Origin of the sequence: Acinetobacter ihumii (assembly GCF_900625095.1) — a bacterium.
In the GTDB taxonomy this organism is placed as follows: Bacteria; Pseudomonadota; Gammaproteobacteria; order Pseudomonadales; family Moraxellaceae; genus Acinetobacter; species Acinetobacter ihumii.
Genome location: NZ_LR130760.1, coordinates 1,413,260 through 1,425,519 on the forward strand (window position 1 = coordinate 1,413,260; position 12,260 = coordinate 1,425,519).

General features: G+C 41.7%; 11 protein-coding genes. 5 read left to right on the plus strand and 6 right to left on the minus strand.

Annotated elements, in window-relative coordinates; all coding sequences use genetic code 11:
- Window positions 1–13 precede the first annotated feature (13 nt).
- Window positions 14–958, minus strand: coding sequence for a type I-F CRISPR-associated endonuclease Cas1f (cas1f, locus tag E0D95_RS06570; RefSeq protein ID WP_130803138.1), 945 nt, complete (start codon window positions 956–958; stop codon window positions 14–16).
- Between the two features lie 284 nt (window positions 959–1,242).
- Here cas1f and E0D95_RS06575 point away from each other — a divergent pair, with 284 nt between their 5' ends.
- The gene (locus E0D95_RS06575) at window positions 1,243–3,072 is read left to right on the plus strand and encodes a monovalent cation:proton antiporter-2 (CPA2) family protein (protein ID WP_130803139.1); all 1,830 of its coding nucleotides are present in this window, start codon (window positions 1,243–1,245) and stop codon (window positions 3,070–3,072) included.
- Between the two features lie 74 nt (window positions 3,073–3,146).
- On the opposite strand, the gene E0D95_RS06580 is transcribed toward E0D95_RS06575, so the two are convergent.
- Window positions 3,147–3,491, minus strand: coding sequence for a hypothetical protein (locus tag E0D95_RS06580; protein ID WP_130803140.1), 345 nt, complete (start codon window positions 3,489–3,491; stop codon window positions 3,147–3,149).
- A gap of 337 nt (window positions 3,492–3,828) precedes the next feature.
- On the opposite strand from E0D95_RS06580, the gene E0D95_RS06585 reads away from it, so the two are divergent.
- From E0D95_RS06585 to E0D95_RS06600, 4 genes are read left to right on the plus strand one after another with little or no spacing between them, the layout of a single operon-like run.
- A complete protein-coding gene (locus E0D95_RS06585; protein WP_228258892.1) occupies window positions 3,829–4,428 on the plus strand; it encodes a paraquat-inducible protein A in 600 nt (199 codons plus the stop codon).
- The gene (locus E0D95_RS06590) at window positions 4,425–5,219 is read left to right on the plus strand and encodes a paraquat-inducible protein A (RefSeq protein WP_130803142.1); all 795 of its coding nucleotides are present in this window, start codon (window positions 4,425–4,427) and stop codon (window positions 5,217–5,219) included. The genes E0D95_RS06585 and E0D95_RS06590 overlap by 4 nt, the downstream gene beginning before the upstream one ends.
- Before the next feature lie 10 nt (window positions 5,220–5,229).
- Window positions 5,230–6,897 (plus strand): PqiB family protein, encoded by a 1,668-nt coding sequence (locus E0D95_RS06595; protein WP_165443258.1) that lies wholly within the window; start codon window positions 5,230–5,232, stop codon window positions 6,895–6,897.
- Window positions 6,887–7,600 (plus strand): PqiC family protein, encoded by a 714-nt coding sequence (locus E0D95_RS06600; protein WP_130803144.1) that lies wholly within the window; start codon window positions 6,887–6,889, stop codon window positions 7,598–7,600. Before E0D95_RS06595 ends, E0D95_RS06600 begins: the two co-directional genes overlap by 11 nt.
- Before the next feature lie 133 nt (window positions 7,601–7,733).
- On the opposite strand, the gene E0D95_RS06605 is transcribed toward E0D95_RS06600, so the two are convergent.
- From E0D95_RS06605 to E0D95_RS06620, 4 genes are read right to left on the minus strand one after another with little or no spacing between them, the layout of a single operon-like run.
- A complete protein-coding gene (locus E0D95_RS06605) occupies window positions 7,734–10,004 on the minus strand; it encodes a TonB-dependent receptor (protein WP_130803145.1) in 2,271 nt (756 codons plus the stop codon).
- 8 nt (window positions 10,005–10,012) lie between these two features.
- The gene (locus E0D95_RS06610) at window positions 10,013–11,260 is read right to left on the minus strand and encodes an MFS transporter (RefSeq protein ID WP_130803146.1); all 1,248 of its coding nucleotides are present in this window, start codon (window positions 11,258–11,260) and stop codon (window positions 10,013–10,015) included.
- A complete protein-coding gene (locus tag E0D95_RS06615) occupies window positions 11,239–11,628 on the minus strand; it encodes a hypothetical protein (RefSeq protein ID WP_130803147.1) in 390 nt (129 codons plus the stop codon). The genes E0D95_RS06610 and E0D95_RS06615 overlap by 22 nt, the downstream gene beginning before the upstream one ends.
- A complete protein-coding gene (locus E0D95_RS06620; protein WP_130803148.1) occupies window positions 11,625–12,260 on the minus strand; it encodes a GNAT family N-acetyltransferase in 636 nt (211 codons plus the stop codon). The genes E0D95_RS06615 and E0D95_RS06620 overlap by 4 nt, the downstream gene beginning before the upstream one ends.

A 12,260-nucleotide genomic window follows, 5' to 3' on the forward strand; every position in this document is an offset into this window, starting at 1 on the left:
TCGCTCTCCAAGCTTAGAAAGTTTTACATGCCTGCAACTTCACCTGCTCAAACATCCAGTCCAAACATCGATACTCCGTGAACTTTTGTAGTAGCTGTTGTCGGAACTCCTGCTCAGTCATCCCCTCTTTGGCACAAATAAATGCCCATGGCAAAACCACGGCATCCTTAATTAAATCAGCCACATCGAACACCAATGCACCACGGCGGGTTTTGCCATGCATCACGGCAAAAGAGTGACTAATTCCCAAGACCCAAAGTGTGGTGGCACTTAAACCGTATGCGAGATAATTCCCATGGTTCAAAAAATCGTTGGCTAAATCACCTTGTTCAGGATTACGCTCAAAACTGAGTTTGCAGCGTGTTGCCGCAATTTTATAAAGCTGTTTGGTGGTCATCGCTTCCACCAGCAATAAATCCCCCACTTTTGTTTGATGGGGAATCTTCTTCTCAAAACCATCTAGGGCTTGCTGAATATCAGCATCATCGAGATAAAAGCCTTCATCTTTTAAGTCTTTATCTTTAGCCCATATTTTTCGAATAAATTCAATTCGGGCAAATTGAAATTGTTTTGCAACGTCTAATCGTTTAGCATCATCAAACCAGAAACTCATCCAACCCTGCATATATTCCGTTGGACGATATTCACTTTGTGGAGTCAGCCATTCCACTTCATTACCTGAAAATAAGGGTGTACCACCACCACCGCAAAAACCCACCAGTACCCCTGCACTACACAGCATGCGCATTGCAGCCTGAGTGATGGAAGTTCCTGTGCCTAGTAAGATAACCGTAGTATTGGCAATCGGAATATTCCAGTATTGGTTTTCATTTTTAGCTTCAGTTAAATACAAAACTCGTCCATCTTTTTGCATGACACGACAATGTTCAAGATAGTATAAATTCGCTCTTTTTGAATGAAGAATCGCTTTTAAATCAGATGGATTGAGTTGTTCCATGTTATTCATCAAATGATTTTAAATTAATCTCAATCTAGCATAATTATTCGCTATTTATCTCATTCTAATCTCACTAAACGACTGAACTTGTCGCTATATCTTTCATTCATTTTAAATGGCTAGCTGAATTATTTTTATTTCAAATTTAAGCAATTTTTCAGAAAAACTTGAGTGAAATAATCAACTTTTCGTAAAAATAGAGCAAAACATTGCTATGATCTACGTGACATTTAAACAATTATGATCCTTTTCTCCTAACCATTTTGTTCTTTGGGCATATTTTCATGGCAGCAGAAGCACATTCTCTAGGTCTACTTAGTCCCGTTATTTTACTTGCTGCGGCAGTGATTGCCGTTCCGCTTTTTAAACGTTTGGGACTGGGTTCAGTTCTGGGTTATTTGGTTGCAGGTTTAGTTATTGGGCCATTTGGTTTTGCCTTTATTCATGACCCAGCCTCTATTTTACATATCGCAGAACTGGGTATTGTCATGTACCTATTTATCATTGGTCTGGAAATGCAGCCTTCGCATTTATGGAGCATGCGTCGTGATATTTTTGGCTTAGGTACCTTACAAATTACTTTTTGTACCATCGGTCTCACTGCTATTGGTTTACTGTATGGTTTTCCGTGGCAAATCGCTTTTATTGGGGCTGCTGGCTTTGTGCTAACTTCAACCGCGATTGTTATGCAAATTTTGGGGGATCGTGGGGATTTAAATCAGCCCAATGGCACCAAAATCGTAGCCATTTTATTATTTGAAGATTTACTTATTGTTCCTTTACTGGCTATCGTTGCCTTTATGTCACCCAATCAGGTCGTAGAAAGTACACCTGAACGACTCAAAGATATTGGTATTGCACTGGCAGCCGTTGCTGGACTTATTGCCGCTGGCTGTTGGTTACTTAATCCACTGTTTAAAATATTGGCCGCAGCCAAAGCTCGTGAGGTCATGACCGCAGCGGCATTATTGGTGGTACTCGGTGCTGCACATTTGATGCAAATTAGTGGCTTATCCATGGCGATGGGTGCATTTCTTGCAGGTGTTTTATTATCTCAGTCAACTTTTCGTCATCAAATTGAAGCGGATATTGAACCGTTCCGTGGCATCTTACTGGGTTTGTTCTTCTTAAGCGTCGGCATGTCACTGAATTTATCTGTTGTACAACAAAACTGGCTGTTAATTTTAAGTAGTGTCATTGCACTGATGTTAACCAAGGCAGTGCTGATTTATGTCGTAGCGCGCCTCACCAAAAGTAGTCATGCGGTTGCTTTGGATCGTGCTGTACTCATGGCTCAAGGAGGAGAATTTGCCTTTGTTTTATTCACTGCGGCTGCAAGCGCACAAGTGATTGATGAGTCGATTAAATCGAATTTAACTGCCATTGTGGTTCTTTCCATGATTTTCACTCCACTATTAGGCATTGCAGTCAATCGCTTGAGCAAACCGCAAACTACGTCTGCACTTGATGATGTCGAAATTGCTAATAATCTGCATGGACGTGTATTGCTGATTGGTTTTGGACGTTTTGGACAAGTTGCCAGTCAACTTTTATTGGCACGTGGTGTGGATGTCACTTTAATTGATACCGATATTCATATGATTCAAAACGCGACCAAATTTGGTTTTAAAGTTTATTATGGCGATGGTTCGCGTTTAGACATCTTACATGCTTCTGGTGCCGCGACTGCACAAGCAATTATGGTCTGTATCGATGATAAACAGGTGACTAATCGTATTGTGGAATTGGTCAAACATGAGTTTCCTTTGGCCAAGCTTTTGGTGCGTTCCTATGACCGTGAACATTCCTTAACGCTGGTTAAACAAGATGTAGATTATCAATTACGTGAAACATTCGAATCAGCGCTGCTCTTTGGTGGTGCAACATTGGATGCCTTAGGTGTAGATGCTGACGAAATTCGTAGTATTACCAAGGAAATCCGTGAGTTAGACAAAGAGCGTTTTGAAACTGAAATTGCCTCAGATGATGTTGATGCAGGCGTTGGTTTCCAATTCTCAAATACTTCACATCATCCACGACCGACTTCACCTTTAGTCAAACCAAGAACCCAAGCCCAGCTCTTAAATGAAACTGAGTCATCCGATACTCAATAAAATGTGTATTTGGCTGGTGCGGACTCAGCTTGTCCGATTAAATTTAACCGAATAAATCTTGATTTTATTCGGTTTTATTTTTTAGTGCTTAGTAGCGTATCAGCTTCAGTCACCACTGCTTTTTTCTGTTGTCGTTGATACAAACACAATTCTCGTCCTTTCTTATTTTTCATATGTGCCTGCGGATAATTACCTTGCATAACCAATGCGGAATATCCAACGCGATCATCAAATAACATTGTATCACTGACTATTTTTACATTTTTTAGCTGGCTGGCTTGAATACAGGCGGTTTGCATAGATTTATTTTGCTGGTTCCATGCTTTTTCAGAACTTGCATGGGTGATACCCGCAGCAATACTCAGTAAAATGGCGAATATTTTAAAATATACAGATGCATGGTTTTTATTACTTTTCATGAGTCATTCTCGATTTAAACAAATCCTGAATTCATCATAAATATAATCCTTGCAATTGAGTTTTTTTCACACAACTTTTAACAGCATTAATTTATAAGGTTACATAGATGAAAGTAATATGAAGAACATTCGATGTCTTTCCTAACTCATCTTTTAAAAGTTTCAAATAAAGTCTAGATTTAACGTAATTGATACGGCACTATGGAGTAAATGGCACTCCACTCAATCTAAAATAAACAATAAAGGTCTATGCACGATGAGTCAGCCTTCATCATCGGTATCCCCACCCGAATTAGAACCTCAACTAAACAATCTGAATGCTCAGCATCACACAGTCATGGCATTCGCCAGTTGTGAAGAATGCGATACGATTTATCGTAGAGTTCCACTCAAATCAGGTCAAAGAGCTTATTGCATATGTTGTGGAGCTGAAATTTATCGTGAGATTAAGTCTTTTAATCAAAAACTTGCACTAGTTTTGACAGCAATCATTGTCTTTATCATTGCCAATAGTTTCCCGATTGTCCGAATTGAAGTACAAGGGCATTTTCAGGAAACCACTTTACTCGGTGCAGCATGGACCATGTTTCATATAGACCGCCCCATCGTTGCAATTATTTTACTCTTGACGACTTTCGTTGTGCCATTGCTCGATTTACTGCTTTTAAGCTATGTTTTTTTCATGGTGAGTGCCTTTAAAACCCGCCCTAAATATATGGTGTTTGCATTAAGAACCTTACATCTATTACGAACGTGGGGAATGATTGAAGTTTTTTTAATCGGTATATTGGTGACTCTGGTCAAACTGGCAAATATGGTCATTATTATTCCCGAAATTGCGCTCTGGGCATTTGCGATGTTAAGTGCGCTGATGGTTTATCTGAACTCCATCAAAGTAAAGGATATCTGGAATGATATCGACAGGAAGCTGCCATGACCAAGACCCATTTCCAGCCACTTGATCACGGTCAAACTGAAGCAACTGATGTTGAACATCCTGCTTTGCCCAGAGCAATTGATTTTTCTTTGGTCACATGTCATTGCTGTGGATTACTGAGTCGAGTATCGCCCGAGTTTTTAAAAAACTCAGGATCGACTGCCCGCTGTCCTCGTTGTCATAGTCATTTACATGTCCGAAAACCCCAAAGTATTAACCGCACTTTGGCATTAGTCATTGCAGCAAGCATTTTATACGTGCCTGCCAATGTTCTGCCCATGACCATTACCGATTCTATATTTGATACACAAAAAGACACCATCATGAGCGGGGTAATTTATTTTTGGCAAAATCAGGATTATTTGGTGGCAACAGTAATTTTTGCTGCCAGTATTTTTATTCCAATTTTGAAACTACTCATTCTGTGTTTTCTTATGATGAGCGTGTCTATGCAGTCTTGGGGTCGCTGGCATTTCCAACCTAAACATTGCACACTGCTTTATCGTGTGGTCGAATTTGTGGGGCGCTGGTCAATGATTGATGTATTTGTGGTTAGCATGTTAACCGCGCTTATTCAAATTCAGTCTTTGGCCACGATTTTGGCAGGTCCAGGTGCTGTTGCATTTGGGGCAGTTGTCATCTTAACCATGTTCGCGTCTTTAAGTTTTGATCCGCGCATCATCTGGGATAATTATTATGCAAATCAAGCTACACATTCACCCCATCCAGACTCAATGAAAACTGATATGAATCATATCGCTACACCCTCCCACCTTTCACCGCCCAACTGATTAATGAACGATAGCTATGTCTGACAATAAAATAAATAACGAAGGTCAAACGCCTCCATCTGCCCATGAAGTAGATTCGTCTCTACCGACTTTGCCTGAACCCCAGAAGAAAAAATCACGCTGGCGTTTTTCACTCATATGGCTGGTTCCATTTATTGCATTATTAATTGCACTGTCTCTAGCAGTAAAGGCGATTTTGGATCGCGGACCGACCATTGAAGTTTCTTTCAGAACCGCCGAAGGACTTGAAGCTGGAAAAACGGCAGTACGCTATAAACAAGTCAATATTGGACTCGTTCGTCAAATTGATCTTTCAGAAGATAATTCGCATGTGATTGCTAAAATTGAACTGGGCAAAGACAATCGTAACTTTGCAGTGAAAGATTCACGTTTCTGGGTAGTACGACCACGGATCGGAACCAGTGGCGTGTCAGGCATTGATACGTTGCTATCGGGTTCATACATTGAAGTAGATGGTGGAAAATCGGAAGAAAAACAAAGTCATTTTGTCGGTCTTGAAACGCCCCCTGTAGTTTCATCTGATGTTCCCGGCAAGATCTTTTTTTTAAAGGCACAGGATTTAGGTTCTCTGGATATTGGTGCTCCTATTTATTATCGACGTATTAATGTTGGTCAAATTACTGCCTACAACTTATCCAAAGATGGTAAAAATGTTGAACTTCAAACCTTTATTCGCACGCCTTACGATAAATTTGTCACAACCGATGCACGTTTCTGGCAAGCCAGTGGTGTCGATGTCACTCTCAATGCATCAGGTTTTAATCTGGATACGCAGTCTTTAGCCAGTATTGTGGCAGGTGGCATAGCCTTTGGTTATCCCGAAAACTCAAACGCTGCCACTGCACCTAACAACACACATTTTAATTTATGGAATTCTCGTCAGGACGCACTCAAAGAACCAGATGGAACTGGGCGTCATGTGATTATGTATTTTGATCATTCTTTAAGAGGTTTAACCGCTGGCGCACCCATTGATTTTATGGGCATTGAAATTGGGAATATCAAAGCCATTAATGTGGAATTTAATCAAAACTATAGCAAACTACGTATGCGAGTCGACGGTATGATCTATCCGTCACGTCTGGCGCATGGTAAAGAACTTGATCCAAGTGGTGAAATCTTCAAGAATTTTATTCAACGTGGCTGGCGCGCACAAATGCGTACAGGCAACTTGCTCACAGGTCAAAATTATATTGCGCTGGATCAATTTGCCAAAGCGCCTCCTGCTACTTTAATTATGCATTCGGATGGTAGTGTTGAAGTTCCGACTCGTCCTTCAGAATTAAGTGGATTACAGGCTCAGGTTTCTCAAATTGCGGATAAATTAAGTAAATTCCCAATTACTGAAATTGGTCAGGATGTTCGTAAAACCTTAAACAATATGAACACCACGATTGAATCGACAGACAAACTGGTGAAACAGCTCGATGGCAAGGTTGCGCCAGGTTTACAAGCAACACTTGATGATGCACGTAAAACCTTACGTTCCAGCGAATCCATATTGTCGAGTGATGCGCCAATGCAACAGGATGTGCGCCGCGCACTACAACAAATGACCCGAACAGCTGCTTCCTTACAGCTCATGGCCGATTATATTGAACAACATCCTGAGTCCTTAATTCGTGGTAAAAAAGGAGAGGTTAAAAATGACAAATAAGCAGCAGCTCTCTACAATATTATCTGGATTAAGCACAAAGATAGCCAGCTTTAGTGTTATGGCTGCAAGCGTGGCAAGCTTAACTGCATGCTCCAGTTCCATGACACCGCATTATTATACCCTGACCCCCAAAGTGACCCCGATACCCAGCTCCAATGTCCGGGTGATTGAAGTATTACCCGTTAATTTACCCGATCGACTAAATCGAGCACCTTTAGTGCTAAGTACCGAACAGGGACAATCTAAAATTTTAGACAATGAACGCTGGACGTCTCCATTAGCAGCTGAGCTTCGCGATGGATTATCGTCAGGTCTACAACAAAAACTCGGTGCGGTGGATCGTTATAATAGTGGCATGACTGGTGGTAAAGTGGCGTATCGTATTGCCACTGATTTTTCACGGTTTGATATTGTCCAGTCCTCCTATTCTAATACCCATCAGGTCGAAGTTGTGGTCAGTTGGATTGTGAAACGGATTTCACCAATGCAAAGCGAATCTTCATCCGTCAATCAAAGCTTGGGACTCAATCATCAACTGAGTTGCCGTATGAGTTTTAATGAACCCATCAAAGGTTTGGATCAAGTTTCAAATGCCGTTGAGGCATCCCGACAATCTCTCAATCGAATTGTGAATACAATTGCCAATTCAGTCATTGCAGCAGAATCAGGAACAATAAACGTTCAGGGAGCGGTGTGCTCTTAATTTTTGTGATAATGATATTGTAGTATTCATTAAAATCCAAATCACCCCAGTCAAGACTGGGGTGGTTTTTCATTCATTCCACATGAGTTGAATGACTTGGCTCAAAACATCTGGATGACGACTGTAGACCAAATTAATATTTGACACTATAACTTAGGCCATAAGTACGACCTTGTGCTGGTAAGCTGGAAATTGCACCATATACAGGTACAACGGCTTGGCTATACACAGTTTTGTAGTCAGTATTCCATACATTGTAGACTCCAAAGCCGAGGGTGCCTGGACCTGCTTTCGCGCTTGCAATCACATCCATAACGGCATAGCCTTTAATTTTGGCAGCAGCATTCGGTTGTACATTGGTATCATAAACGGCTTGGAGTGAATCCTTATAAGCCTTGTCTGTACCTTTAATCGCAAGGGTTTGTACACGTAAGCTATTGCCATTTCCATCTTGCCATTCACCAAATACAGTGCCCTTAATAGGTGAAACTTGTAAAGCATTGAGTTCACGCCATTTTCCACTGGCATCTTTAAATTCACCACGGGTATAGCCTAAAGTACCGCCGACAGTAAATTGTTCAAGTATAGGAAAACTTAAATTGGCTTCAGCCCCATAAATTCGCTGGTCCGTATCTGCCACATTAACGCTACGATCAGATTTAAACTGGACCACTTTATCAGAGGTGTTGTAAAAACCCGTCAAACCTAAATTCAGGCCGTCATCTCCCTGTAAACGCCAACCTAACTCATAACTGTTGACCTTAATTGGTTCAACATTGCTCGATTGCACCACAAAGCCTGCTTGCACATCACGTAGTACGCGCTGCATATCAGGTAAGCTGAAACCTTGTGAAAAATTGGCAAAAACTTGTTGTTGGTCGCTTAGTTTAAATACAGGCCCAATATTAAAGAGTGTCGCATCATGTTTAACTGAACCCGCTGCAATCACCGCAGGATTATAGTTTTGACCTGCTGAAGCACGGTCATCAGCAATTAGCAATTCTGTAGTTGGTGAAAATGCGTCACTGTCACTTTTAATATGCTGATAGCGAACGCCTGCCTGTACATTTAAGCGATCAGTGAGCGTATAGTCTCCTTGTAAAAAAGTGCCCAAATTTTCAACTGTTACTTCTGGACCATAGGCAATAGTGGTTCCAGTCGGTCTGATATTTAAACCATTACTGGCAATAAATGTATTTAGACTATAACGGTCTGCTTCCTGACTACCCTCTTCACGGTCATAATCGACACCATAAGTCAGTTTTAAATTACGGTTCGCAACATTAAAATTTGATTCCATCGCAGCGCGAAGACCTGCTACTTTGGATTCATTTTCAGATTGCAGAACAGCGTAATACGGTGCTGCACGTGTATAAGCGGCCGCAAATGGATAGAACCTTGCTTTTTCATTGCGATAGTAGGTTTCAACATTTAAGATCTGACCAAACAGATTTTCATTACGATATTGTGCATTCACACCATAACGCTCGGTAAATGGCTGGTCATCAAGTTGCAACCCTTTCACGGCTTTTAGTGAGGGCTTTGCACCAAATAATACTGCGACATTCTTGCCATAATCTGGACCGTAATCGCTGTCTTGTTCATCATTATAATATTGTGCACCCACACTTAAAGATTGTTGATCGGTCAGTTTAAAGGTCATACGTCCATTAACATCAATCGTTTCAGTGTCTGAACGATCTGTTTGTGCTGGTTCTGGGGCAATCCGATCACCATGACTGTCCTGAATTTCACCACGTTTGGTATAAGTTGCACCTAAAAAACCGCTGAGCGCGCCCTGATTAAAAGACATGCTTTGCATGGCTTCATAAGCTAAGGCATCATGATTGAATTCGTCGCCCGCCGTAACACCTAATTTGGTTTCAAAGCTGAGGGCTTTGTCACTGGCACGCTTGGTAATAATATTGATAATACCGCCAGTTGCCCCAGAACCATAAATACTGGTTGCACCCGAAACCACTTCGATACGTTCGACCATATCGGGGCTGATACTATTGAATTGGCGTGACAAATCACGCGAACCTGTTTGTGGTACACCGTCAATCATTACCAAAATCTGACGACCGCGCATGGTTTGACCATAGTTACTGGTGGTTCCACTACTTGCACCTAATGATGGAATCAATTGCGCCAAAATATCTGCAATTTTACGTCCTGCCGCCGCCTGTTGCTGGATTTGAGCCTGATCTATCGATTGAACGGTTCCTGCAATTTCAGCAATACTTTGCGCCGAACGTGTCGCGGTCGTCACAATGGGCGCCAATTGTTGGGTGGTCTGTAGCGTCTGCTGTGTATCCCCCGATACTTGTGTATCAGCATAAAGCTGAACACTGACAGCAAGACTTAATACAGTGATTGATGTAGCAAATGAACGATGTTTCATGATAATCCCTAATTAATAGTGGGGTTTGTTTTTGATTTTCTAACAATCATCTGAGACAAAATGACACTCACAACTGAAGCAATGGCAAGCACGATATAAAAATTGCCATAGCCCAGCCCTTTGGCTAAAAAGCCAGAAAAAGCACCTCCTAAGAAATAAACCAGTAATTCAAAACACACCAGAATAGTGAAATCAGTTCCCGCCTGTTGTTTCGAGCTGTTCTGCATGAAATAAGCATAAAGTGCAGTCATAGCAATGTAGCGAATGGCTAAAATGACAATGACAAAAAGCCCCAACAAACCCTGCCAGACATCAAACCAACTGAGTAAAATCGCCAGCCCAATTACGGCGTAGACCACGGTTCTTAACCAGCCTGCCCAAATCAGAAGTTGAGTCGCTGCTAATTTTTTCAGTAAAAATGCCGCAGTTACCGCAGCCAATAAGCCCACCAATGCCCCAAACACTGACATCAATACCCCAATTTCTGTCAGAGACCAGTGTTGATCAATCAGCATCGGATTCAGCATGGCCATGGCAGGTGCTTCAACAAAGCGATAACACAGGATCAGCAGCAAAGCCCAACGAATTTCAGGGCGTTTAAACGCATTTTTTAAACTGGGTGGCTGTTTGAATGCAGTTTGCTGCGGAGCTTCTTTAATTTGCGAGATAGCCAGCATAGTGAGCGCGGTCAAGGCCGCCAAACTGCACAACGCAACTTGCCAACCATAATGTTGATAAAGCCACAAAGTTGCAGCACCACCAATCATGCTTCCCAAAGCCACACCGATACTTTGTGCCATACTGCCCAAACGGTATTCAGACTCCGCCAGTGTCTCTACCGTATAACCATCAATGGCAATGTCCTGTGTGGCTGCAAAAGTGGATATCCACAAACCAACAAGCACGAATACCCAGATGCCATAGTTAAACTGAGTCATGGCAAGCATAATGACGCCAGCAACCAGCGCAAGCTGTGTAAACAGCAACCACGTTTTGCGTTTCCCCAGTTTTTGCAGATAAAAACGATCCAATACGGGTGCCCAAAAGAATTTAAACGCCCACGGTATGTAAAGCAGTGAAAGCATGCCAATCCAGCGCAGATCGACACCTTGATGCCTTAAAATGGCGGGCAATGCCACATTGTAAAAATACAAGGGCAAAGCATGCGCCAGATATAAAATGACAATGACTCCGAGCCCCAATGCCGAGACAGATGTCAATGATTTTGAATTCGTCATGTGATTTGCGTCGTGCATAATGACCTCTGCACCGCCCATTGCAGTGCATCTGTTTTTGATAAACTGACAAAATAAGGAACTTTCCATGCCTGTTGTAAAGCAGGCGTATCCAGACGAATACGATCCTCTTCATCTTGGGCAATACGAGCAAGTCCAAGACAATATTGAAAAAAAAGCGCCTTATAGCATTTGTACCAACGCGACTGAATTTCCCGATAATCTTCTGGAAATTCAGTTTCTGGCAAAGTGTGCATGACCAGTACAAAATTCTGTTTCTGATCTAGCAAAACCTGTATCTGAGACAACCAATCTTCAAATTCGACACTTGAAACCTGTCCTGAAAACTGCATATCGAGGATCTGAATACAACAACTACTCAAGGTCATACGTTATACTCAGCCGATAAATTCTGTTTTTTATGCTGCTGCGAACGAATAAGATCATCTTCAAACTTGTTATAAAATTTATCTCGATAGCAGAAGTACAACATGGCTGTTTTTTCCGCCATCGGAATCAAGCGCTGGGCTTCGTAACACAGCCCTTCGACCACAGCCGCATAAGGCTTCACAGTATGGTCAGGTTCACCCACAATCTTGATTGATTGGGCATGTTCAAAAATATAAAAACTTAATAATCGGATGGTGGGGCGTAGATAGCCTTTACCAAAAGCAGACTTTTCACCAAAAAGTAAATGCCAACCGAGATCATGCTCATGACCGTCATAGTATCGTCCCAGACGATCACGTTTACCTTCATAAATTTCGGTATAACCAACATCTTGCCCGTCAATCCCAACAATCAATAAGCGTTGATGATCATCAGCCAGCATTTTGTCGAAATACACACTTAGCTCTAATTCTGTTTTGTTGAGTTGCCACTGTGGAATCACATGTGGTTCATGCATCCATTTATGAAGTAACGCCATATCTTGTGGATACTGCACCTGACGCAAATAATATTGAGTACCTTCCTCAAAATATTCGTAATAATCGGGGAGCTGTTTTGAAATTGTATGCAT